Annotated in this window: 19 protein-coding genes; 5 read left to right on the top strand and 14 right to left on the bottom strand. The window is 73.6% G+C overall.

The features are described 5' to 3' along the window. Window positions 1-49: 49 nt before the first annotated feature. The 5 genes from ACIGXE_RS01260 to ACIGXE_RS01240 all read right to left on the bottom strand — a co-directional run bounded on the left by ACIGXE_RS01260 (window position 50) and on the right by ACIGXE_RS01240 (window position 6,710). A complete protein-coding gene (locus ACIGXE_RS01260) occupies window positions 50-2,074 on the bottom strand; it encodes a GAF domain-containing protein (RefSeq protein ID WP_399741187.1) in 2,025 nt (674 codons plus the stop codon). Between the two features lie 342 nt (window positions 2,075-2,416). After that, window positions 2,417-3,340, bottom strand: coding sequence for a BTAD domain-containing putative transcriptional regulator (locus tag ACIGXE_RS01255; protein ID WP_399741184.1), 924 nt, complete (start codon window positions 3,338-3,340; stop codon window positions 2,417-2,419). Window positions 3,341-3,775: 435 nt separating this feature from the next. Next, window positions 3,776-4,426 carry a ScbR family autoregulator-binding transcription factor gene (locus ACIGXE_RS01250; RefSeq protein WP_399741181.1) on the bottom strand — a complete coding sequence of 217 codons (651 nt, stop codon included), beginning with the start codon at window positions 4,424-4,426 and terminating at the stop codon, window positions 3,776-3,778. A gap of 290 nt (window positions 4,427-4,716) precedes the next feature. After that, window positions 4,717-5,190, bottom strand: a complete 474-nt coding sequence (locus ACIGXE_RS01245) for a DUF1772 domain-containing protein (RefSeq protein ID WP_399741178.1) — start codon at window positions 5,188-5,190, stop codon at window positions 4,717-4,719. 17 nt (window positions 5,191-5,207) lie between these two features. Further along, the gene (locus tag ACIGXE_RS01240) at window positions 5,208-6,710 is read right to left on the bottom strand and encodes a von Willebrand factor type A domain-containing protein (RefSeq protein WP_399741175.1); all 1,503 of its coding nucleotides are present in this window, start codon (window positions 6,708-6,710) and stop codon (window positions 5,208-5,210) included. A 211-nt stretch (window positions 6,711-6,921) separates the two neighbouring features. Here ACIGXE_RS01240 and ACIGXE_RS01235 point away from each other — a divergent pair, with 211 nt between their 5' ends. Then, window positions 6,922-7,632, top strand: a complete 711-nt coding sequence (locus tag ACIGXE_RS01235) for a DNA-binding response regulator (protein WP_399741172.1) — start codon at window positions 6,922-6,924, stop codon at window positions 7,630-7,632. Window positions 7,633-7,670: 38 nt separating this feature from the next. Here ACIGXE_RS01235 and ACIGXE_RS01230 read toward each other — a convergent pair whose 3' ends face one another. The 7 genes from ACIGXE_RS01230 to iolC form a co-directional block, all read right to left on the bottom strand. Next, a complete protein-coding gene (locus tag ACIGXE_RS01230) occupies window positions 7,671-8,534 on the bottom strand; it encodes an ABC transporter permease (protein ID WP_399741169.1) in 864 nt (287 codons plus the stop codon). Then, window positions 8,531-11,173: an alpha/beta fold hydrolase gene (locus tag ACIGXE_RS01225; protein WP_399741166.1), complete on the bottom strand. Its 2,643-nt coding sequence runs from the start codon at window positions 11,171-11,173 to the stop codon at window positions 8,531-8,533. The genes ACIGXE_RS01230 and ACIGXE_RS01225 overlap by 4 nt, the downstream gene beginning before the upstream one ends. Before the next feature lie 210 nt (window positions 11,174-11,383). Further along, window positions 11,384-12,019 carry a DUF4291 domain-containing protein gene (locus ACIGXE_RS01220; RefSeq protein ID WP_399741163.1) on the bottom strand — a complete coding sequence of 212 codons (636 nt, stop codon included), beginning with the start codon at window positions 12,017-12,019 and terminating at the stop codon, window positions 11,384-11,386. 76 nt (window positions 12,020-12,095) lie between these two features. Then, on the bottom strand, window positions 12,096-13,598 hold the full coding sequence (mmsA, locus tag ACIGXE_RS01215; protein ID WP_399741161.1) for a CoA-acylating methylmalonate-semialdehyde dehydrogenase: 1,503 nt from the start codon (window positions 13,596-13,598) through the stop codon (window positions 12,096-12,098). Between the two features lie 11 nt (window positions 13,599-13,609). Continuing rightward, a complete protein-coding gene (gene iolD / locus ACIGXE_RS01210; protein ID WP_399741158.1) occupies window positions 13,610-15,481 on the bottom strand; it encodes a 3D-(3,5/4)-trihydroxycyclohexane-1,2-dione acylhydrolase (decyclizing) in 1,872 nt (623 codons plus the stop codon). Then, complete coding sequence (gene iolB, locus ACIGXE_RS01205) at window positions 15,478-16,308, bottom strand: 5-deoxy-glucuronate isomerase (RefSeq protein ID WP_399741155.1); 831 nt, start codon at window positions 16,306-16,308, stop codon at window positions 15,478-15,480. The genes iolD and iolB overlap by 4 nt, the downstream gene beginning before the upstream one ends. Before the next feature lie 10 nt (window positions 16,309-16,318). Then, window positions 16,319-17,332 (bottom strand): 5-dehydro-2-deoxygluconokinase, encoded by a 1,014-nt coding sequence (iolC, locus tag ACIGXE_RS01200; RefSeq protein ID WP_399741152.1) that lies wholly within the window; start codon window positions 17,330-17,332, stop codon window positions 16,319-16,321. A 155-nt stretch (window positions 17,333-17,487) separates the two neighbouring features. Here iolC and ACIGXE_RS01195 point away from each other — a divergent pair, with 155 nt between their 5' ends. Beyond that, window positions 17,488-18,405, top strand: a complete 918-nt coding sequence (locus ACIGXE_RS01195; protein WP_399741149.1) for a sugar phosphate isomerase/epimerase family protein — start codon at window positions 17,488-17,490, stop codon at window positions 18,403-18,405. Window positions 18,406-18,628: 223 nt separating this feature from the next. Then, a complete protein-coding gene (locus ACIGXE_RS01190; protein ID WP_399741147.1) occupies window positions 18,629-18,826 on the top strand; it encodes a helix-turn-helix transcriptional regulator in 198 nt (65 codons plus the stop codon). 79 nt (window positions 18,827-18,905) lie between these two features. On the opposite strand, the gene ACIGXE_RS01185 is transcribed toward ACIGXE_RS01190, so the two are convergent. Next, on the bottom strand, window positions 18,906-21,299 hold the full coding sequence (locus tag ACIGXE_RS01185) for an MMPL family transporter (RefSeq protein ID WP_399741144.1): 2,394 nt from the start codon (window positions 21,297-21,299) through the stop codon (window positions 18,906-18,908). Between the two features lie 164 nt (window positions 21,300-21,463). Here ACIGXE_RS01185 and ACIGXE_RS01180 point away from each other — a divergent pair, with 164 nt between their 5' ends. Next, entirely contained in the window at window positions 21,464-22,105 is a 642-nt protein-coding gene (locus ACIGXE_RS01180; RefSeq protein ID WP_399741141.1) for a TetR/AcrR family transcriptional regulator, read from the top strand. Here the strand turns inward: ACIGXE_RS01180 and ACIGXE_RS01175 are convergent. Beyond that, complete coding sequence (locus tag ACIGXE_RS01175) at window positions 22,083-23,342, bottom strand: cation:proton antiporter (protein WP_399741139.1); 1,260 nt, start codon at window positions 23,340-23,342, stop codon at window positions 22,083-22,085. The genes ACIGXE_RS01180 and ACIGXE_RS01175 overlap by 23 nt on opposite strands. Before the next feature lie 177 nt (window positions 23,343-23,519). Here ACIGXE_RS01175 and ACIGXE_RS01170 point away from each other — a divergent pair, with 177 nt between their 5' ends. After that, window positions 23,520-23,753 carry a heavy-metal-associated domain-containing protein gene (locus ACIGXE_RS01170; RefSeq protein ID WP_399741137.1) on the top strand — a complete coding sequence of 78 codons (234 nt, stop codon included), beginning with the start codon at window positions 23,520-23,522 and terminating at the stop codon, window positions 23,751-23,753. Window positions 23,754-23,812: the final 59 nt, after the last annotated feature.

Below are 23,812 nucleotides of genomic sequence, written 5' to 3'. Positions count from 1 at the left end.
GTTGGGGCTTCCGGGCCCCGTAGGCACACGACGGCGGCCCGGACGTCTCCTACGGGGCGTCCTTGAGCGGTGCGGGCGCCGCGGGCGGGCGGCCCTCACCGAGGTCGGCGCGCCGGCGGGCGAGGACGTCCCGGGTGCGCTGGAGCCGGAGGGCCAGCTGCACCTCCAGGACCTGGCCGGGCTTCTGCCATTCGGCGCCGAGCAGTTCGCCGATGCGCTCGAGGCGCCGCGAGACGGTGTTGGGGTGCACGTGCAGCGCCTCGGCCGCGTTGGTCGGGCTGGCACCGGAGGCGAAGTACGCCTCCAGAGTGCGGGTGAGGTCGGTGAACCGCTCGGCGTCGTAGTCCAGTACGGGCCCGATGGCCGACTCGATGAAGCCGTCGACGTCGTGGTCGTCGGAGAGCAGCAGCCCCAGGAAGCCCAGGTCGTCCACGGAGGCCGCCGCTCCCGCGCCGCCCAGCGCGCTCATCGCGTCCAGGCAGCGCATGGCCTCCTGGTAGAGCCGGCCCACGCTGTCCGGGCTCCAGCCCGGACCGGCGGCGCCCACCGACACCGGGTGCCCGAGCAGCGGCGCGAGTTCGCCCGAGACGGCCTTCGCGGCCGCCGAGGCGTCCAGTCCGGGCAGCAGCAGCACGATGCAGCCGCCCTGGACGGTCTTCAGACCCGCCATCCGGTACGCGTACGAGGACGCCCACACCACCGCACGGCCCTGCTCCCCGCCCTCGGGCCGGGCGACCACCAGGACGTGCGGCTTGCGCAGGTCGATGCCGAGCCGGCGGGCGCGCTGCGCGATCTGCTGCGGGGCGTGCTGGGGATCGGCGAGCAGGTCGTCGAGGAGCTCGTCACGGACGGGGCCCTCGGCGACGGCCGTGGAGCGCTGCATGAGGAGCAGGAAGGCCACGGACTGGGCGGCGAGTTCGAGCAGCCGCTCGTCGTCGCCGGTGAGCGGTGTGGCGGCGCGCACCACGAGCACCCCCAGGTCCTCCGAGCCGGCGAGGACGGGCGCGACCCACGTCCGGTCGGACTCGGGGTCCTCGTCGGGAAGGGCCGGGTCCGCGGTGCCGCCGGTGAGCACCGGACGGCGGCCGGCGTGGGCGTCGAGCGAGGCCTTGGCCACCGCTTCCTCGTCGAGGCCGGCGATCTCCCCGGTGGACGCCAGCGTGCGGCCGCCCGGGTCTCGGATGAGGACGCAGGCGTCGAGGGCGTCCCCGGCGGCCTTGGCGACGTTGCCGAGGTCGCCGCCGGCCAGGATCAGGTTCATGATCCGGCTGTGCGCCTCGCCGATGTACCGCATGCGGGTGAGCCGGGTGCGGGCCCGGGAGCTGTCCCGCTCGAGCTCGGTGACCTCGGCCCGGGTCTGGTCGAGCAGCCTGGCCTTCTCCGTGGCGACGGCGGCCAGGTCGGCGAACGCGGAGACGAGCCCCAGCTCACCGGCCGTGAAGCGGCGGGCGCTGCGGTCGGCGCCGTAGAGCAGTCCGAGGCAGGTGTCGCCCGCGCGCAGCGGCACGACGAGGAAGGCGCGCAGGCCCTCGCCGCGTACGATCTCGTCGACCGCGGGCAGCCGGGCGAAGCGCTCGTCCGCGAGATAGTCCTCGGTCCAGACGGGCCCGCCGAGCGTGTGGACGAGCCCGCCCAGTCCGTCCTCGTCGAGGACGCCGGGCCAGCCGGCCGCGTCGGGCGCGGTGAGGTCGCCGTCGCCGGCCTGCAGGGTCCGCAGCCCGTGCGCGTCGCGCAGGGTCACGAAGGCCAGGTCGAGGTCGAGGAGGCGCTTGACGCGCCGGACGACGACCCGCAGCAGGCCGTCCAGGTCGTACGGGTGGGTCAGGTCACGGGCGGTGTCGGCGAGGGCGTCGAGGCCGGCGTCGCGCTGCTCGCGGCGGGCGAGCGCGTGACCGATGCCGGTCGCGAGGAGAACGGCCCTCTCCAGCGCGGCCCTTCGCTCCTCGGACAGGTCGTCCGCCCGGGCCTCGTCGAGGAGTTCGGCGAACCGCTCCTGCGGTGCCTGCTGGGCGAGCAGCTCCAGCACGGCGAGCGCGTCGGCGCCCCCGCCCCCGTCCGCGCCGTGCTTGGACATGCCTCAACTCCCGCTGCTGAGCAGAACCGGGTGCCGCAGTGGAAACCCGTACCGCTGGCCGAACCTAGATCGGTCGTGGACGACGGTCAACGGTGAGATCGACCACTTCATTCCCGTTCGCTCCTCTTCCGCCCCATCCGTGCCCGCGCGGGTGCCCTGGCCACCCGCGCGCCCTTCCCCCGCAAGGACACCGCTCCGCGGGGAGCGCCGGGCGGGCGACCGTGGGCCGGTCGGGCCCGATGGAGTGTCAGGAGCCGTTGGGGACGGGCCGACCGGGCGCTCCCGGAGTGCCGGCCCCGGGGTGTCCGGTCCGGCCGGCGGACCGCCGGAGGGGCCGCCGGATCAGACCGGCGCACCGGCCACGGCGGGGATGCCGACGCCCACGCCGACGCCCGCGTCGGCGCTCCTCCGCACGCCCGCGCCCCTCCCCGCGTCCGCGCCCGCCCCCAGGCGGGCCCAGGAGCTCTGCGTCTGGGCCGGCACCCGCGGCCGGGCGGCGTCCCGGACCGTCAGGAGCGAACGGTGGAGCCGGCGCAGGCGCGCCGAGGGCTCCCGGCCGCCGTCCCGCTGGAGCCCCGCGCACAGCCGGCGGTACGCCTCCAGGGCGTCGTCGGTGCGACCGGAGCGCAGCAGGGCGACCATGAACTGGGCGTGCAGCGACTCGTTGACGGGGTGCCGGGCGGCGAGCACGGCGAGTTCGGGGACCATCTCGGCGTGCCGGCCGAGGCCCAGCTGGGCTTCCACCCACTGGTCGAGCACGCTGAGCCGGGAGGCCTCCAGGCGCTCGATGTCGGCGCGCAGCCGGGGCCCGGCGTCGACGCCCGCGTACGGCTCGCCGCGCCAGAGCGCCAGGGCCTCGCCGAGCCGGAGGGCGGCGTGCGCGAGGTCGCCCGCCTCCATGGCGCGGTATCCGGCGCCGGCCGCGCGCTCGAACTGCCAGACGTCGTGGGAGCCGCCGCCGGTGTCGAGCCGGTAGCCGCCGGACTGGGCGGCGAGCACGGTCTCGGCCGTGCGGCCCGTCTTGCGGCCGCCGGGCAGCGCCGCGGCGATCAGCGACCTGAGCCCGTGGATGTGGGAGTGCAGTTCGGCGCGCGCCCCGCGCGGGGCGCCGGACGGCCAGACCTCCTCCATGAGGACGGAGACCGGGACGATCTGGTCGGCACCGGCGGCGAGCAGGGCGAGCAGTCGTCGCGGCGCGGCAGCGGTCGGGGTGATCGACACCCCGTTCTCGCGTACCGAAAGTCCCCCCAGGATCCGGACGTCCACCTTGCCCCCTCAGTGTCTGTGCACGGGATGACCCTGGACGATTAGAAAAGAGACCGCGGTGCATGTCAATAAGAAACCGGGCGGTACGGAAACTCTGGACCCTGGGGACGGTATTTTCGTCCCTTTTTAGCCGGTGTGTTCCTGTCAACGCTGCGTTAAGTCGGGGGGAAACGTACCCGCGAATCCAGTAACTGGACCCACGGGTATGCTTTGGGGAACGTTTTCGGGCACCCGCGCGGGTCGCTTCCGGCCAGGCGCCCCAACAAACCGCCATGGCGGTTTTGTTTCCTGCCCTGACCTTGCCCATGATGCCGCGCGAAGTGAGCCACCAGAAGGGCGCCTCGGGTGAAGAGTTGTGGCCGAGAGTGGACGGGCCGGCGGCCAGGAGGTGGCGCCGCGACGCTCCGACGTGGGCGGTCGCGGCCGGGAACGGGGCTAGGAGAGGGCGCCGTCGGCGAGGCCGAGGGCGCGGGCGCCGCGCCCGGGCTCCAGATCGAGCATCGTCAGGACGGACGGGACCACGATGCTCGGCAGTAAGTGGTGGTACAGCGACGACGCCCAGCGCTCCATCGAGGTGCGGTCGCCCTCCAGGGCGTGCGCCATCAGGTTGAGCCCCGCGTAGGCGCCCACGACCAGCGGGGCCACCTCCGCCGGATCGGCGTGCGGCAGCAGCTCCCCGCGCTCCTTGGCCTCGTTGAGCAGGCCGAGCAGGATCTCGGTCCACTCCCGGTAGGGGCCGCTGCGGTTGAGGTCGTGCCCGCCCTGGTCGAGGGTGAGCCGCACGCTGCCGCTGAGCACCCGGTCCCGGGTCAGCCGGTGCGCGAAGACCATGCCGACGTCCACGAACTCCTGCACCTTCGACAGTTGCGGCGGCGCCGTGGGCACGACCGACACCTGGGCGTCGATCACCGCGTGCGCGAGGTCTTCCTTGGAGTCGAAGTGGAAGTAGAGCGCGCCCTTGGTGACTTGGGCGAGCGCCAGGATGTCGGAGAGCTTGGCGGCCTCGTAGCCCCGCTCGTCGAAGACGGCGGCCGCCGCCTCCAGGATGGCCTTGCGAGTGCGGATCGCCCGATCCTGCTTCGCCATGGGAGTCCCGTCCCTCTCCTTTGCCCGAACCGGCATCCCGGTGGCCCGAGAAAACAAACCTAGGGGTACCTTATTTTCCGGCGACTGGAAGATACCCGAAGGCCCCTCCGCCGTGAACCGGAGCATCGCGCCAGACCCGCACGCACAGCCTCTCACCTGGGGTTTCGCGGACAGCGCCGACTGCGAGAACGTCAGGTCGGGGCATCCGGCCCCGACCTGACGCCGCGTCGGCGCCGCCGCATGTCACTCAGGGCGACGGAAAAACCGACCCCGTGGTCGAGTCGGCCGGTTCAGCCGGTGACGACGGCGGAGGCGGTCAGCAGCCCGAAGGACGCCAGGATCAGCAGGGTGCGGACGGCGTGGAAGGCGTTCCAGCGCTGCTCGAACGCCGCCCGTACGGAGGCGGCCGGCTCGGCGGTCCGCTCCGAGGCGGCCAGCGCGGTGTTGAGCGGGACGTTGCCGCCGACGGTGACCAGGTGATTGGCCGCCGCGCACACGAGCCCGGCGACCACCAGCCACTTCTGGGTGTCGGTCCGCCCGTCGACCGGCACGAACAGGGCGGCCGCCGGGAAGACGACGACCCCGAGGAACACCACCAGGAACACCGGCCTCGGCACGTACTCGTTGATCCGCCGCATGGTGTGGACGAACTCCTCGTCCGACAGCCGGGCGAGCGCCGGCATCACACCGGTGCGGAAGATCAGCATGAATCCGGCGTAGAGACCGGTGGACACGACGGCGAGGGCGAGCAGCAGAGCGGCCATGAGCGTCATCATGCCGATCAACCGGCGTACGGGTCGCCGGAACCGCCCAGTCCGTCGGCCTGCCGGATCGCCTCGGCCAGCTCGCGCACCGAGGCGGAATGCGCCCGCTCGGCCAGCGATCCCGCCCGGGCGGCGAGGCCGGACAGGGCCGGGGCGCCCGGCAGCGTGCCGCCGCGCAGCCGGTCGGCGAAGTAGGCGGCGATCGCCGTCAGTTGCAGGCTGTCGTGGCCGTCGCCCCAGATCGGCGCGGTCAGCGCGGCGGTCTCCACCGCGCCGGAGCGCTCGTGCGGGGCGCGGGTGGCGGGGTCGAGCCAGCGCACGGTCGCGGTGGCGACCCTCCCCTGGGCCCCGGGCTTCAGCCGCACCGCGTACAGCGCCGTCACCGTGTGCCCGGCCCCGACCTCACCGCCGTCGACCCGGTCGTCCCGGAAGTCCTCGTTCGCGACCCGGCGGTTCTCGTAGCCGACGAGCCGGAAGCTCTCCACGGTCCTCGGGTCGAAGGCGACCTGCGCCTTGGCGTCGCGGGCACGCAGCTCGACGTGCCCGGGCAGCTGGTCGACGAAGACCTTGCGGGCCTGCTCGGGCGTGCCGACGTAGGTCGTGTGCCCGTCGCCCTTGTCGGCGAGCTTCTCCATGAAGGCGTCGCCGTACTCGCTGCCGACGCCGACGCCGAACAGGGTGATCCCGTACGCGCGGCGCTCCTGGTCGATCCGTTCCAGGATGCCCGCCGCGTCGGTGTCGCCGGTGTTGGCGAGCGCGTCGGAGAGCAGCACGACCCGGTTGGTGGCGCCCTTGCGGTGGCCCTCGACGGCGACGTCGTAACCGGTGCGGACACCCGCCTCGACATTGGTGGAGGAGCTGACCTCCAGGCCGTCGACGACCTCGTGGATCCGCTCGCGGTGGCCGCCGACCCGGGTCATGGGCAGCCGGGTCTCGGCGTCGTCGCTGAAGGTGACGAGGGCGATCGAGTCGTCGTCGCGGAGCCGGTCGGCGAGCAGCCCGAGGGACTCCTTGACGAGGTCGAGCCGGCCGGGCTCGCCCATGGATCCGGAGACGTCCACCACGAAGGTGAGGCGGGCGGGCGGGCGTTCGCCGTCGCTCGGCCGGGTCGCGAGACCGACCCGCAGGAGCGACCAGCCGGCGGCGTCCGAGCGCGCGCCGTCGAGGGTGACGCTGAAGCCGTTGTCCTTCGGCCGGGGATAGTCGGGCTTGAAGCTGTTGACGAACTCCTCGGGCCGCACGCCCGCCGGATCGGGCAGCCGCCCCTCGGCGAGGGAGCGGCGGGCGTAGCCGTACGAGGCCGTGTCCACGTCGAGCGCGAACGTCGACAGGCGCTCGGGCGCCTCGGGCGCGCCGGGCGGGGCCGACGCGTCGGGCGCCGGTGCGCCCCGGTCCCTCGCCGAACCGTCGGCCCTGGCGAGTCCGTTCCCGTCGGAACCACCCGCACAGCCGGTCAACAACAGCGCACCGCCGATCAGTCCGGCGAGCGCGAGGCGGAAAGCCCTCGGTGCCATGTCCATCTCCCCCCATCTCGAAGCCACTTGTGAATGTGACGTCCGAGCAGGCCGCGAGGAGCAGACGAAGGAGTTGCGGAAGGATCTCAATGCGGCAACGGCGCCGGGGGCACACCGCCGTGGCAGGGACTCGCCAGCTTTGTCAACAGGGGTTGTCACCGTACGCAGTCACGTGCGTACATGGAGTGGCACACCGATCGGGCGGGGGTGGTCAGCGGTGGCAGAGACTGCGGGCTCCGTGATGCTCGCCCGTTCGGCGATGGGCCGCGCCGGCCCGGAGCTCCAACGCCCTCCGGGGCGCCCGGTCCGCGGCACGCGCCGGGTCAGCGCCGCGCTCGCGGGCCTGGCCGCCTCGGCCCGGCACGAGCTGCTGACCTTCGACGACCCGGCCGCCTCCGTCTCGCGTGCGATTCCCGAGCCGTTCCTGGAGCTTGCAGGAGCGTGCATGCGAGCGGCGGCGGAGCGGGCCGGCGAGGTCCGCCGTATCGTCCCGCGCCACGCCCTCCCCCAGCTCACGGGCGTGACCCGGATCCCCGGCCGGGCCAGGGTCGCCGACTCGATCCCCTTCAAGATGATCCTGGTCGACCGCACGGTCGCGGCCGTCCCGCTCGACCTGGAGCTCCTCTACAACGGCCTCCTCCTCATCCGCGACCCCGTCGTCGTCCAGGCCCTGGCCCGCGCCCACCACGCCTCCTGGGCCGCGAGCCAGGAACTCGCGGGCCTCACTCCCCCCACCCGCGAACTCCCCCCACAGCTCCGCCCGGTCCTCGACGCCCTCCTGGAAGGCCTCACGGACGAGACGGCCGCGGCCCGCCTGGGCATGTCCCCCCGCACGTACAGCCGCCGCGTCGGCGAACTGATGACGGCCCTGGGTACGACGAGCCGCTTCCGCGCGGGGGCGGAAGCGGCTCGAAGGGGGTGGCTGTGAGGGGGTGGGTGTGAGCGGCGGGCTCCGGACGCCTCCCCCTAGGACACGATGTCCTTCCGCGCGAAGCCCCGGAACGCCAGCGCACACAGGACCACCGCGTACGTCAGCGAGATCGACGCGCCCTTGACCATGCCGGCCCACTCCAGTTGGGGCTGGAGGGCGTCCGCCCAGGCGAACTGCCAGTGGGCCGGGAGGAAGGCGCGCCAGTCGCCGAGGGCGGTGACGGCGTCGAGGACGTTGCCGACGATGGTGAGGCCGACGGCGCCTCCGACGGCGCCCAGGGGTGCGTCGGTGCGGGTGGAGAGCCAGAAGGCGAGGCCCGCCGTGACGAGTTGGGAAACAAAGACGAAGGCGACCGCCACGGCGAGGCGGAGCAGGGCGTCGCCGGCCGGAAGCGCGCCGCCGGTGGGGAGCTTCAGGGGTCCCCAGCCGTAGGCCACCGTGCCGGCCGCCAGGGCGACCAGCGGGAGCAGGAGCATCGCCGCGGCGCTGAAGGCCAGGGCCACCGCGAGCTTGGACCACAGGAGGCGGGCGCGCGGGACCGGGGCGGCGAGGAGGTAGCGGAGGGAGGACCAGCCCGCTTCCGAGGCGACCGTGTCGCCGCAGAAGAGGGCGACCGGGATCACCAGGAGGAAGCCCGCGGAGACGAAGAGGCAGGTCGCCGCGAAGTTGGCGCCCGAGGCGGTGGCCGTGTCCATGAGGGTGATCCGGTCGTTGCCGGCGCCGTCCGGGCCGCCGCCGATGGCGAAGGCGGCGATCAGGACGAAGGGCAGGGCGGCCAGGACCAGGCCCATGACGAGGGTGCGGCGGCGCTTCAGCTGGCGTACGGCCTCGACGCGCAGCGGCAGGGTGCGGCCGGGGGTGTAGCCAGGGGCATGGCCGAGGGCGGCTGCGGCGGTCATGCGGTCTCTCCTCCGATCAGGGTGAGGAACGCGTCCTCCAGGCGCCGGTGCGGGCCGACCCCGGTCACCGGTACGTCCAGGCGGACGAGTTCGCCGAGCAGGGCGGTCGCGGTCCGGTCGTTCAGGCGGACCAGCAGTCCGGCGTCCACGCGTACCGCGTCGAGCTTCTCCACCACCTCGTCCGGCACCTCGCCGTCCAGGGTGACGAGGAGCGTGTCGTCGGAACCGGTGATCTCCTCGACCGGGCCCGCCTGGACCAGGCCGCCGCGGTCCATCACCACCAGGTGGGTGCAGGACTGTTCGACCTCGGCGAGGAGGTGGCTGGAGACGATCACGGTGCGGCCACCGGCCGCGTAACGGATCATCACCTCGCGCATCTCGCGGATCTGCGGCGGGTCGAGGCCGTTGGTCGGCTCGTCCAGGATCAGCAGGTCCGGCAGGCCGAGCATGGCCTGGGCGATGGCGAGCCGCTGCCGCATGCCCTGCGAGTAGGTGCGGACGGCGCGTTCCAGGGCGCCGCCCAGGTTGGCGATGCGCAGCGCCTCGTCGAGGTGGGCGTCCTCGGCGGGGCGGCCGGTGGCCCGCCAGTACAGCTCCAGGTTCTCCCGGCCCGACAGGTGCGGCAGGAAGCCCGCGCCCTCGACGAAGGCGCCGACGCGGGAGAGCACCGGGGCGCCGGGCCGGATCGCGTGCCCGAACACCCGGATCTCGCCCGCGTCGGGGGTGATCAGGCCCATGAGCATCCGCAGGGTGGTCGTCTTGCCGGCCCCGTTCGGGCCGAGCAGGCCGAGCACCTGGCCCTGTTCGACGCGGAAGGACAGGTCGCGCACGCTGTACCGGTCGCCGCCCGCGTACTTCTTCGTCAGGCCGGTGATCCGGAGCGGGACGTCGGCGAGGTCCGGATCCGGTGCCGGGGCCGTCGTGCGGCGCCTGGCGGTGAGCAGGAGCGCGGCGGCGACGGCCAGGCCGAGCGCCGGCAGGCCCCAGACCCACCACGGCAGGCCCGCGGCCTCGGTCGTCACCGCCGGTGCGGTCGGCACCGTCAGCGGGCTCGCGACGGCGACCGTGTACGTGGCGGGGGCGGCCGGGGAGGCGTAGCCGAGGTCGGTGGCGGCGAGGACGAGCCGCAGCCGGTGTCCGGCGGCCACCTCGTGGTCGACGGCCGGGAGGACGAGGTCCACGGTGCGGCCCCGGGCGGCGCCGTCGACCCGTACCGGTGTGACGAGCTGGGCGGGCAGCACCTGTTGCCGGCCGTCCGGCCCCACGTCGTACACCTTGGCGAAGAGGACCGCCGAGCCGTCGGGGGCGGTGGAGGTCACCCGGACCGTGACGGTCGGGGCGCCCGTGACACGGATCGGCCGGGTCCGCGGCCGGGCGTCGAAGGCGGCGAACTGGCCCGGGAAGTCGAGGGAGAGGCCCACGCCGAGCGAGGACAGCTGGGAGAGCCCGCCGCCGAGGCCGGGGACGGCGGAGAGCGCGGGCGGGGCGGCGCCCGCCGGGTTGGCGAAGGAGCGCGGCGGGCCCGAGAGGGCGACGGACACCGATCCGGCGCCGAGACCGGGATAGCGGGCGGCGGTGGCGCCGCGCAGGGTGGCCCGGCCATCGGTGGAGTCGACGCCTCCGGTACGGCTGACGCGGAAGGCGGGACCGGTGTCCACGGACTCGTCCCGCTTCAGGTACCGGTCGAACCAGGCGGTGATCCGGGCCTGGACCCGTGCGGTCTCGCGGTCGCCGCCGTCATGGCCGCCCGCGGTCCAGTCGACGGCGACGGGGGCGCCGTTGGCGGCGAGGGTCCGCGCCATGGCGTCGGACTGGGCGAGCGTGAAGAGGGAGTCGGCCTGCCCCTGGACGATCAGCGCGGGCACCTTGATACGGGCGCCGACGACGGAGGGGCTGCGGGCCTCCAGGAGGGCGCGGGCGGCGGCGTCGGGCTTCCCGGAGACGGCGACGCGCTGGTAGAGGGCGCAGACCTCGGGGCTGAAGCGCCCGCAGGGGTCCGTGCCGACGGGGCCGCCGCTGGAGAAGAAGATGCCGGCCCAGAGCTTCTTGAACACGCCGTTGGGGAACAGGGCGTCGGCGAGGTTCCAGTAGGTGATGCCGGGGGCGATCGCGTCGATCCGGGGGTCGTGGCCCGCGGCGAGCAGCGAGACCGCGCCGCCGTAGGAGGCGCCCGTGACGCCGACGCGCGGGTCGCCGGGCCGGTCGAGCAGCACCTCGGGGCGGGCTGCGAGCCAGTCGACGAGTCCGCGGACGTCCTTGACCTCGCGCTGCGGGTCGTTGAGGCCGATCTGACCGGTGGAGGCGCCGAAGCCGCGGGCGGACCAGGTGAGCACGGCGTAACCGTCGCGGGCGAGCTGTTCGGCCTGGGCGCGGACGTCGTCCTTGGACCCGCCGAAGCCGTGGCCCAGGAGGACGGCGGGGCGGCGGCCCTCGGCGCCGGCGGTGAAGTACGAGGTGTCGATGCGGACGCCGTCGAGGTCGAGCGTCCGGTCGGCGCGCGTCACGGGCGCGGACCGGTCGGAGGCGACGGCGGTCCAGGTGACGCCGCCGCCCGCGAGGACGGCGAGGACGGCGGCGACCGCGGCCCACCGCGGCAGACCGGGGCGCGGGAGGCCCTTCCGGGGAAGTCGCAGCTGCATGGGATCGAGCCTAGGGGCCGGAGCGGGCGCGGCTCGGCTGCCCAGGGGCGGAGAGGCACGGCCTCCTCCGGTCGTACGCAGTACGGTCCCGTACACCAGACGCGGTACGCGCGGGCGGGAGGTTCGGGGCACCGACCGCGCCCGGCCGGCGGCCGTCGACGGCCTGCGGCCGGTCTTTCGAGGCCGTGGCGGGACAGCGGGTGTTCCGCGTCACCGGCTGACCGGGATCGGTCCCCAAGGACCCGCGGGCACCAGTTTCCCGAGCAGCCCGTTCGCCACCGGGTACGGGCGCTCCTCCGGAAGCAGCGCCGTCGCCTCGGCCGTTCGTCCGGTGCGCACCAGGCCGTGGACCTCGTGGAAGAGCGGGGTCACGTCGCGGATGCCGACCGTCCACTCGTCCGCGTACCGACGGGACGCCTCGCCCGCGAGGCCGAGCTGGAGGGAGCGGTACGGCAGCGGCCGCAGGTGCGGGTCGCGCTCGGGGTCCCACTGGACGCGGGCCGGCGAGCTCTTCAACTCCTGCCGCCAGGCGGCCCGGTCGGGGTGGAAGCCGCGGACGTAGTGGGACAGGCAGGCGTGGCGCAGCGCCCAGTCGAAGCCCTCGCGGGCGATCTCGACGGCGAGGACGGTCTCCTGGCCCTCCTTCAGGCCCCAGCCGCAGCGGTAGGCCATCCACAGGAACGAGGGCTTGATCCAGGTCATCCGGTCCCGCTTCCACGCGGCGGGGAAGCGCCCGTCGCGGGCCGCGGGGAGGCCGATCGACGGGGTGTAGGCCTGGTAGACGGTGACCGTCGTGTCGGTGTGGACGGCGCGGATCTGGTACTTCGGGGGGACGGGAACGGACATGGCCCCCAGGGTGCGCCGGTGCGCGCCCTGGGGGCCAGTGGATTTCCGGGGGCCGGCGGTGCGGCCGTGCCGGTGATCAGTGGTTGCGCGGGAAGCCCAGGTCCACGCCCGTCGGGGCCTCGGACGGGTCCGGCCAGCGGGTGGTGACGACCTTGCCGCGGGTGTAGAAGTGGACGCCGTCGTTGCCGTAGATGTGGTGGTCGCCGAAGAGCGAGTCCTTCCAGCCGCCGAAGGAGTGGTAGCCCACGGGCACCGGGATCGGGACGTTCACGCCGACCATGCCGGCCTGGATCTCCAGCTGGAAGCGGCGGGCGGCGCCGCCGTCGCGGGTGAAGATCGCCGTGCCGTTGCCGAAGGGCGAGGCGTTGATGAGGGCCACGCCCTCCTCGTAGGTGTCGGCGCGCAGCACGCACAGGACCGGGCCGAAGATCTCGTCCTGGTAGGCCTTGGCCGTGGTCGGGACGTGGTCCAGGAGGGACAGGCCGATCCAGTGGCCGTCCTCGAAGCCGTCGACCGTGTAGCCGGTGCCGTCGAGGACGACCTCGCAGCCCTCGTCCGCCGCGCCGTGCACGTACGAGGCGACCTTGTCGCGGTGGACGGCCGTGATGAGCGGGCCCATCTCGGAGGTGGGGTCGTTGCCGGGGCCGATCTTGATCTTCTCGGCGCGCTCGCGGATCTTCTGGACCAGCTCGTCGCCGATGGAGCCGACGGCCACGACCGCGGAGATCGCCATGCAGCGCTCGCCGGCCGAGCCGTACGCCGCCGAGACCGCCGCGTCGGCGGCCGCGTCGAGGTCGGCGTCGGGCAGCACGAGCATGTGGTTCTTGGCGCCGCCCAGCGCCTGGACGCGCTTGCCGTTGGCGGCGGCGGTGGTGTGGATGTGGCGGGCGATCGGGGTCGAGCCGACGAAGGAGACCGCGGAGACGTCCGGGTGCTCCAGGAGCCGGTCCACGGCCACCTTGTCGCCGTGCAGGACGTTGAAGACACCGTCCGGCAGGCCCGCCTCGGCGAGCAGCTCGGCGATCTTCAGGGACGGCGACGGGTCCTTCTCGCTCGGCTTGAGGACGAAGGTGTTGCCGCAGGCGATGGCCAGCGGGAACATCCACATCGGCACCATCGCCGGGAAGTTGAACGGGGTGATGCCGGCCACCACGCCCACGGGCTGGCGGATCGCGGCCACGTCCACCCGGTTCGACACCTGCGTGGAGAGCTCGCCCTTGAGCTGGGTGGTGATGCCGCAGGCCAGGTCGACGATCTCCAGGCCGCGGGCGACCTCGCCGAGGGCGTCCGAGTGCACCTTGCCGTGCTCGGCGACGATCAGCTCGGCGATGGCGTCGCGGTTGGCGTCGAGCAGCGCGCGGAAGCGGAACAGAATGGTGGTGCGCTGGGCCAGCGAGGAGGTGCCCCAGGTCTCGAAGGCGGCCTTGGCGGAGGCGACCGCCGCGTCGACCTCCTCGACGGAGGCGAGCGCCACCCGCGTGGTGACGGCGCCGGTGGCCGGGTCGGTGACCGGGCCCCAGTTGCCCGACGTGCCCTCGACGGTCTTGCCACCGATCCAGTGGTTGACGGTCTTCGTCATTACGTACTCCTTCAGAGATGGCGGCGTCGGGCGGTGACGTGCCGGTCGTACTCCTCGCGGGCCTTGACCGCCGACGGGCGGGTCGACGTCTCGGCCACGGGCACATCCCACCACGCCTGGGCGGGGGGCGCGCCCGACACACTGTCTGCCGTTTCGGTCTCGACGTAGACACATGTGGGAACCGTCGCCCCGCGCGCGTCCGCGAGGGCTTCCCGCAGGTCACGTACGGTGTGGGCGCGCAGCACCCGCATCCCGAGGGAGGCCGCGTTGGCCGCCAGGTCGACGGGGAGCGGCGGTCCGGTGAAGCCGCCGTCGTCGGCCCGGAAGCGGTAGGCGGTGCCGAAGCGCTCGGCGCCGACGGCTTCGGAGAGGCCGCCGATCGAGGCGTACCCGTGGTTCTGCAGGATCACCACCTTCACGGGCAGTCCCTCCTGCACGGCGGTGACGATCTCGGTGGGATTCATCAGATACGTCCCGTCGCCGACGAGGGCCCAGACGGGGCGCCCGGGTGCGGCGGCGAGGGCGACGCCGATGGCCGCGGGGATCTCGTAGCCCATGCACGAGTACCCGTATTCGACGTGGTACTGGTCGGCGGACCGGGTCCGCCACAGCTTGTGGAGGTCGCCGGGGAGCGAGCCGGCGGCGTTGATCAGGATGTCGTCCCCGGTGACCAGGGTGTCGAGTACGCCGAGCACCTGGGCCTGGGTGGGACGGTCACCCGTCTCGGGGGCGGCGTAGGCGGCGCTGACGCGGGCCTCCCAGCGCAGCTTCTCCTCGGCGTACTCGTGCGCGTAGTGCGCGGTGACGTGGTGCTGCTCCAGGAGCGTGTGGAGCTGTTCCAGGCCCTCGCGGGCGTCCGCGACCAGCGGCAGCGCCGCCATTCGGTGGCTGTCGACGGCCGCGACGTTGAGGTTGACGAACCGCACGCCGGGGTGGCGGAAGAGCGTCGAGGACGCGGTGGTGAAGTCGCTCCAGCGGGTGCCGACCCCGATCACCACGTCGGCGGTGCGGGCCAGGTGATCGGCGACGGCGGTGCCGGTGTGGCCGATGCCGCCCACGTCCTGGGGGTGGTCCGCGGGCAGCGCACCCTTGCCGGCCTGGGTGGAGGCGACCGGGATGCCGGTGCGCGCGGCGAGGTCGGAGAGGGCCTCCTCGGCCCCGCTGTACTTGACGCCCCCGCCGGCGACGATCAGCGGCCGGGCGGCCCGGCCGACGGCCGCCGCCGCCGCGGCCAGTTCGTCCTCGTCCGGCGCCGGGCGCCGCACCCGCCAGGTCCGCTCGGCGAAGAACTCCTCGGGCCAGTCGTACGCCTCGGCCTGCACGTCCTGCGGGAGGGCGAGGGTGACGGCGCCGGTCTCCGCGGGGTCGGCGAGGACCCGCATCGCTTCGAGGGCGGCCGGGATCAGGGCCTCGGGGCGGACGATCCGGTCGAAGTACCGGGAGACCGGGCGCAGGCAGTCGTTGACGGAGACGTCGCCGGCGTACGGGACCTGGAGCTGCTGGAGGACGGGGTCGGCGGGGCGGGTGGCGAAGGTGTCGCCGGGCAGCAGCAGGACGGGCAGCCGGTTGATCGTGGCGAGGGCGGCGCCGGTGACGAGGTTGGTGGCGCCGGGGCCGATGGAGGTGGTGACGGCGTGTGCCTGGAGCCGGCGGGACTGGCGGGCGTAGCCGACGGCCGCGTGCACCATGGCCTGTTCGTTGCGGCCCTGGTGGTACGGCATGAGCCCGGGGTGTTCGACGAGCGCCTGGCCGATCCCGGCGACGTTGCCGTGGCCGAAGATGCCCCAGGTGGCGCTGATCAGCCGCCGCCGTACGCCGTCGCGTTCCGTGTACTGGGCGGCGAGGAACCGCACCAGGGCCTGGGCGACGGTGGAGCGCGTCACTGGTATCCCTCCGTGTGGTCGGGGTGGAAGCTGATCCGCCACGCGCGCTCGGGTCCGGGGCCCGCCATGACGTTCAGGTAGTACAGGGGGTGCTCGGGCTGGGCGATGGACGGGCCGTGCCAGCCGTCCGGCACGAGGACGGCGTCTCCGGTGCGGACCTCGGCGAGCAGCTCGGCGCCGCCGGGGCGGGACGGGGTGATCCGCTGGTAGCCGAGGCCGGGCGGGCCGCCCGGCGGGGAGAACACCTCGTAGTAGTAGATCTCCTCCAGGACGGACTCGGTGCCGGGGAGGTGCTCGTCGTGCTTGTGCGGGGGGTAGGAGGACCAGTTGCCGCCGGGGGTGACGACCTCGACGGCGATCAGCCGGTCGCAGTCGAAGCTGCCCGCCGCGGCGAAGTTGCGCACCTCGCGGGCGCGGTTGCCGCTGCCCCGGGTCTCGACGGGAACCTCCGGCGCGGGGCCGTAGCGGGCGGGGAGTCGTCGCTCGCACTTCGCTCCTGCCAAAGCGAAGCGGCCTCCCGCACCGGAGGCGATCTGGGCCTGGGCGTCCCTGGGCACATAGGCGAAGTCCGAGACCCCGTCGAACACGCTCGCGCGGCCCACGAGTTCGAGGATTTCCCCCTCGACGCGCACCGTACCGCCCCCGGACAGCGGAAGCACCACCCATTCGCTGTTCCCCGCCCCGAACGTGTGGGTCCCGCCGGGCGGAAGGTCGAGGACGCGCAGCGCGCTGTGCGTCCAGCCGGCCCGTTCGGGGTCGATGTCGACGGCGTACGGGCCGCGGGCGGCCGCGCCGGCCGGGAGGTGCAGATCGAGCGTGGAGTCCATGCGCTTGTCCCTACCCGTTGTCCGGCGGGCTCACCGGGATCGAGCCGCTGCCGGCGTCGAGCGCGCGGGCGATCTCCTCGTCGTAGGGCATCGCGGGCGAGCAGGCGAGGCGGCCGGCGACGATCGCGCCCGCCGCGTTGGCGTAGCGCAGGACGCGCTCCAGGTCCCAGCCGGCGAGCAGCCCGTGGGCGAGCGCGCCGCCGAACGCGTCGCCCGCGCCGAGGCCGTTGACCACCTCCACCGGCAGCGGCGGCACCTCGGCCGCGGTGCCGTCGGCGGACAGGGCGAGGACGCCCTTGGGGCCCTGTTTGACGACGGCGAGCCGCACGCCCGCGGCGAGCAGGGCGCGGGCGGCGGCGTGCGGCTCGCGCTCGCCGGTCGCGACCTCGCACTCGTCGACGTTGCCGACGGCGACCGTGGCGTGCCGCAGGGCCTCCCGGTAGAGCGGGCGGGCCTCGTCGGCGGTGCCGTCCCACAGGGCGGGGCGCCAGTCGAGGTCGAGGACGGTGAGCGCGCCGGGACCGGCCGCGGCGGCCCGCTCGCGCAGCGCGCCGAGGGTCGCGGTGCGGCTGGGCTCGGCGCTCAGGCCGGTGCCGGTCACCCAGAGGGCACGGGCGGCCCGGAGCGCGGGCAGGTCGAGTTCGTGCGGATGGATCTCCAGGTCGGGTGCCTTGGGGCGGCGGTAGAAGTGGATCGGGAAGTGGTCGGGCGGGAAGATCTCGCAGAAGGTGATCGGAGTGGGATGGTCCGTCACCTCGGTGACCCAGCGGTCGTCCACACCGAACGCCCGCAGCTCCCGGTGCAGGTACTCCCCGAACGGGTCGGCGCCGGTCCGGCTGACGAGTGCGACGCTCCGCCCGAGGCGCGCGGCGGCGACGGCGACATTGGCCGGGGAGCCGCCGAGGAACTTCCCGAAGGTCTCGACCCGGGCGAGCTCCACACCGCTCTGCAGCGGATAGAGGTCCACGCCGAGGCGGCCCATCGTGATCAGGTCGTACGGCCGCTCGTACGGCTCCGCCGTCATGCCACGTCACCTCTCGCCACGGCCCCGCCGGGCCCACGCACCCCACCCAGGTCTATCCACGGCCCCGGGCGCTGTCAACGACATGTCCTGACATTCGGACCTGCGTCCGGACGACGTCTTGACGCCCCTCCGAGACCGCCGCCAAGGTGGCATGCATGACGAACCCGACGAACCGGGCGCCGCTGTCCCGGATCCGCATCGGTTCCGCCCCCGACTCCTGGGGCGTCTGGTTTCCCGACGATCCCCGGCAGGTGCCGTGGCAGCGGTTTCTCGACGAGGTGTCGGGGGCCGGTTACACGTGGATCGAGCTCGGTCCGTACGGCTATCTGCCGACCGATCCGGCGGTGCTCGCCGAGGAGACCGCCCGCCGGGGTCTGCGGGTCTCCGCCGCGACCGTGTTCACCGGGCTGCACCGCGGGCCCGAGGAGTGGGAGCGGACCTGGGCGCACGTGGCCGAGAACGCGGCGCTGGCGCAGGCGATGGGCGCGGAGCACCTGGTGGTCATCCCCTCCTTCTGGCGCGACGACCGCACGGGCGAGGTCCTGGAGGACCGCACCCTCACACCGGAGCAGTGGCGGTCGCTGACCGGCCTGACCGAGCGACTCGGCCGGGAGGTCCGCGAGCGCTACGGGCTGCGGATCGTGGTCCATCCGCACGCCGACACGCACATCGACAGCGAGGAGAACGTCACCCGTTTCCTCGACGCCACCGATCCGGACCTGGTCGCGCTCTGCCTGGACACCGGGCACTACGCCTACTGCGGCGGCGACAGCGTCAAGCTGATCGAGACCTACGGCGAGCGGATCGGCTACCTCCACCTGAAGCAGGTCGACCCGGCCGTGCTCGCCCGGGTGGTCGCCGACGAGGTGCCCTTCGGCCCGGCGGTGGCCCAGGGCGTGATGTGCGAGCCGCCGACCGGGGTGCCGGCGCTCGAACCGGTCCTGGCCGCCGCGCAGGCCCTGGGCGTGGAGCTCTTCGCCATCGTCGAGCAGGACATGTACCCCTGCGAGCCGGACCGGCCCTACCCGATCGCGGTGCGCACCCGGGACTTCCTCCGCTCCTGTGGCGTCTGATGACTTCGCGTCACTTACGTCACAACCGTCGCCCCTTCGTCACGCATATCTCCATTACGCGGGACTTCCGTCACAGGCCTTCGACAAGCGCTCCCCTCCCGTCAGGAGGCGCCGTTCACCGGGCACAGGCTCAGTGATCGCGAGTGATCACCAGTGACGCCCGGCAGCTCCCCCGACGGCAACCCCCGCCGCCGCTGCCGGGCACGCAGGAGAGGTGCCACGCATGACGGACAGAAGGCTCTGGTCGTACAAGGACATCGCCGCGCACATCAAGGTGCAGCCGGACACGGTCCGCTCCTACCGGAAGCACGGACTGCTGCCGGCGCCCGACCATGTCGAGTCGGGGAAGCCCTACTGGTACCCGGACACCATCCATTCCTGGGTCGCGAGCCGTCCCGGGAACCGGAGCCGCCGGAGCTGAGCCCTCCCGCCGGCCTCCGAGGGCCCCGCGCCGCGCATTCCGCGGAGCGGGGCCCTCGGCCGTGGCGCGCCGAAGGGCGCTAGCCGACCTTCTCCCGTACGGGCTCCGCCCGCGGCCCCGACTCCGACGCCCCGGACTCCCGCCCCGGCGCCGGCCCCGACTCGGACAGCCCGGACGCCGGCGCCGGCTCCGACTCCGGCGGCCCGGATATGCGCCCCGTGTCCTCTCCGCCCTCGCTGATGCCGAAGCGGTCGTGGAGGCGGCGCAGCGGTCCCGGGGCCCACCAGGTGAGGCGCCCGGTCAGCTTCATCACGGACGGCACGAGCAGGCTGCGCACCACCATCGCGTCCATGAGGACGGCGAGGGCGACGCCGAGGCCCAGCATCTTGGTGTTGGTGACCCGGGAGGTGCCTATCGCCACCATGACGACGGCCAGGATGACGGCGGCCGCGGTGATCAGGCCGCCGGTGCGGCGCAGTCCGAAGCGGACGGCGTGCTCGTGGTCGCCGGTGGCGTCGTACTCCTCCTTGATCCGGGAGAGCAGGAACACCCCGTAGTCCATGGAGAGGCCGAAGGCGACGCAGAACATCAGGACGGGCAGCGTGGTCTCGATGTCCCCCGTGGGGGTGAAGCCGAGGAGTCCGGAGAGGTGCCCCTCCTGGAAGACCCAGACGACGGCGCCGAACATCGCGGTGAGGCTGAGGGCGTTGAGCACGACGGCCTGGAGCGGGATGAGGACGCTGCCGGTGAGCAGGAAGACCAGCACCAGCGTGACCACGGCGATGATGCCGGCCGCCCAGGGCAGCCGCTCGCCTATGGCCTCCTTGGAGTCGACCAGGACGGCCGCGGCTCCGGTGACGGAGGTGTCGAACGGCGCCTGCTCGGCGCGCAGTTCGCCGACCACGCGCTGGGCGCCGGCACCGACGCCCTCACCCTCGGGGACGACGGTGTAGGAGGCGTGGGTGCGCTCGCCCGTCCCGGAGGTCACCGGACCGTCGACCCGGGTGATCCCGTCGAGCTTCTCGATCCGCTCCCGGTAGTCGGCGTACTGCTCGGGCGTGGCCGGGCCCTCGGCGAGCACGGTGAGCGCGGCGCCGGGATTGCCCGGGAAGCCGTCGCGCAGCTGGTCCTGGACGACCCGGGACTCGGCGGTCGCCGGGAGCTGGCGGTCGTCGGCGGTGCCGAACTTCACGCCCAGGAAGGGCAGTCCGAGCAGGACGAGCCCGGTGGCGGTGGCGACGGCGAACAGCGGCGCCCGGCGCATGACGAGGGCGGCGGCCCGCCCCCAGCCGGCCCCCGCGGCCGCTTCGGCCCCCGTCGGCGCCTCGGCCCCCGCCGGCCCGCTCGCCCCGTCGGCCGCCCCGGCCTCGCTCCGGCCGGCGCCGCGCGCCCGCCCCTCGCGGCGCAGCAGCCTGCGCAGGTCGAGGGCGTTGACCCGGTCCCCGAGCAGCACGAGCGCGGCCGGCAGCAGGATCAGGGCCGCCGCGGCGGCGAGCAGGACGACGGCGATGCCGGCGTAGGCGAAGGAGCGCAGGAAGTACTGCGGGAAGACGAGCATCGCGGCGAGCGACACGGCGACGGTGAGGGCGGAGAAGAGCACGGTCCGCCCCGCGGTGCGCAGGGTGGTGGCGACGGCCGTCCTCGCGTCGGCGCCGGTGGCCAGCTCCTCGCGGAAGCGCCGGACCACGAACAGGGCGTAGTCGATGGCGAGTCCGAGGCCGAGGGCGGTGGTGAGGTTCTGCGCGAAGACGGAGACGTCGGTGAACTCGGTGATGCCCCGCAGCACGGCGTTGGTGCCGAGGATGGCGACGACGCCGATGCCGAGCGGCAGCAGGGCGGCGACGGCGCTGCCGAAGACCATGACGAGCAGCACGAGGGTGATGGGCAGGGCGATCACCTCGGCCCGGAGCAGGTCCTCCTGGATGATCGTCTGCATCTCGTGGCGGACCGCGAGGGGACCGCCGACGGACACCTCCACGGGCCCGTGGGTGCCGCGGAACTCGGGGGCGATGCGCTGGAGGATCTCGCCCGCGGCCTTCTCCTCGCCGTCGATCCGGGCCGCGATCAGGGCCTCGTGCCCGTCCTTGGACCGCAGCGCGGGCGAGCCGGTCGCCCAGTACGAGCCGAGGCCGTCGACGCCCGGCTGCGCGTCGAGCCGCTCGGCGAGCCGCCGGGCCTCGGCGACGACGGCCGGGGAGTCGACCGGGGCGTCGCCCGCGTCGACGAGCAGCAGGAGGTTGGGCTGGGAGGCGGGGAACTCCCGCTCCAGGACCTCGGTCGCGTACGTCGACTCGGCGTCCGGGTCCTCCCAGCCGCCGCTGCCCATGCGGTCGGCGACGCCGCCGCCGGCGAGGACCGCCAGGGCGGTGAGCACGAGGGCGACCAGGAGGGTGAGGCGCGGCCGTGCCGTCACGAACCGCGTCCAGCCCCCGGGCCCACCCCCCGTGGGCAGGGCTTTCTTGACTTCGGCCATGACGCGGTGTCCCCTTCACCATGACCCGTGCGCTCGCTTCCCGGCAGGCCGCATGGGTCGTCCGTTGCCCATAGACTGGCAAACACGAGTGATCACTCGCGTTTCTCAAGAATGCGAGCGACCTCTCGCGTTTGTCAATCGCGTTCAGAGAGCTGGGGACAGCCATGTCCGAGGAACCGAAGCCGCGCCGCCGCCAGGCCCGCGGCGAGCGCCGTATCGCGCAGCTGCTTCAGGCCGCCGCGAACGTCTTCTGCGCCAACGGCTACACGGCGACCAGCACCAACGCGATCGCCCGCGAGGCGAGCGTCTCCCCCGGCACGCTCTACCAGTACTTCCCGAACAAGGAGGCCATCGCCGTCGAGCTGGGCGACCGGCTGCTCGCCCAGATGCGCGAGTACCACGGCCAGGCCTTCACACCCGCGAATTTCGCCCTGCCGCTCCCCCAGCTGCTCGACGCCGTCCTCGACCCGCTGATCGACTTCAACTGCCAGAACCCGGTCTTCCTCGCCCTCATGCACGGCTCGGAGATCCCCGGCCGCATCGCGGAGGAGCACGACGCCCTGCACGCCTCCCTGCTCGCCCGGGTCGGCGACCTGCTCGGCCACTACCTGCCCGGCAGCGAGGCCGCCGAGCGCACCCGGATCGCCGATATGGTGTTCGCTATCGTGAAGGCAGGACTCGCCCTGATCCTGGCCGCGCCCGAGGGGGCCGAGCGGGACGCGGTGATCGCCGAGACCAAGACGGTGCTGCTGCGCTACCTCGACCCGATCATCGGCGAGGCGCTCACCACGATTCCGAGCCCGTGACCTGCCCGGAGGCCGCCCCTTCCCGGCCGGGCGCCGCCGCGGCGCCCTCCGCACCCTCCGCCGCGCCCGCCCCGCCGCGCGCCCGCAGCCTCAGCGCGAGCAGCGGGAAGGCGAGCACGGACACCATCCCGGCCCCCACCAGCGCCGCCGCCTCGCCCGCCGTCAGCATCTTGTCGTCGACGCCCATGGTCGTGATGGCGACGACCAGCGGCAGCGCCGTGGAGCCGTAGAGGACGAGCGCACCCCGGTCGCGCCGGCCCAGGTCGCGCGGCGCGAGGAACCACACCGGGCCGCCCCGTACCACCAGGAACAGGACCAGGAAGAGCGGCAGGAGCAGCAGCGTGCGGCCGCCGGCGAGCAGCGAGTCGAGGTCGAACTCGATGCCGGTGACGACGAAGAAGACCGGGACGAGGAAGCCGAAGCCGACGCCCTCGACCTTCTCCAGGATCTGCTGTCCGGACTCCGGGACGGCCCCGGCCAGCACCAGGCGCGTGATCAGACCGGCCGCGAACGCGCCCAGCAGCACGTCGAGCCCGAGCGCCTGCGAGGCGCCCAGCATCACGGCGAGCAGCAGGAAGACGAAGCGGACCGCGAACTGGGCGCTGGTGTGCAGGGTCCGGGCGACGACCCGGGAGAACCACGGGCGGCGGGGGCGCAGCGCCCAGACGACGGCGCCCGCGGTGAGCGCCGCGAAGACGGCGAGCAGGACGGTCGACTCGGCCGGCTTGCGGCCGCTCAGGAGCAGCGCCATGGCGATGACGGGCCCGAACTCCCCGACGGCACCGAAGGCCATGACCACCGAGCCGAAGCGGCCGCGCAGGTCGCCGCCGTCGCGGAGCACCGGCAGGACGGTGCCGAGGGCGGTGCTGGTGAGCGCGACACCGATGAAGACGCCCTTGTCGTAGCCGCCGCCGAGCAGCACACCGATGCCGAGGCCGAGCGCGAGGGCGCACACCCAGGCCCACACCGAGCGGGTGAGGGTGTCGCCGCGGACCTTGCCGAACTCGATCTCGTACCCGGCGAGGAAGATCAGCATGGTGAGGCCCAGCTGGGAGAGTCCGTCGACGAGCGCGTCGGGCTTCGCCCAGCCCAGGACGTCGGGGCCGATGACGATGCCGAGCAGGATCTCGAAGATGACGAGCGGTACGGGGAGCCAGCGGCCCGCTCCGTACGCGAGCAGCGGCGCCAGGACGGCGATCGCCATGATCAGGATCAGCGTGGTCCCCGAATGCGACATGTCGGGTATCTACCATAAGAAGCGGCCCAGCGGTCAGATGACCGCGCCCACCCGCGGCGCGCACCGGACACGCATGCAATTCATACCCCCTAGGGGTATAGTCTGTGCTACTACGGCGTACGGCCCCGCAGACCAGGGGACCCCGCACCGCACCACCCCTCGAAGAGGAGACACGTCATGACCGCCGAGACGCAGACCGAACTCACCACCGTCTACCAGGTCAAGGGAATGACCTGCGGCCACTGTGAGGGCGCGGTCTCCGCCGAGATCTCCGAGATCGCCGGCGTCTCCTCCGCGACGGCCGTGGCCGCCACCGGCCTCGTGACCGTGGTCTCGTCGGCCCCGCTCGACGAGGAGGCCGTCCGCGCCGCCGTCGACGAGGCCGGCTACGAGCTGGTGGGCCTCGCCTGAGACACCGCGCCGGGGGAACGCCCGAGGGACCGTTCCCGCAGCACCGCCGCAGGGCCGTA

It is taken from the genome of Streptomyces sp. NPDC053431 (assembly GCF_044544925.1).
GTDB lineage: Bacteria > Actinomycetota > Actinomycetes > Streptomycetales > Streptomycetaceae > Streptomyces.
The sequence above is the reverse complement of the archived record's forward strand: the minus strand, read 5'-3'. Positions and strand labels throughout refer to the sequence as shown.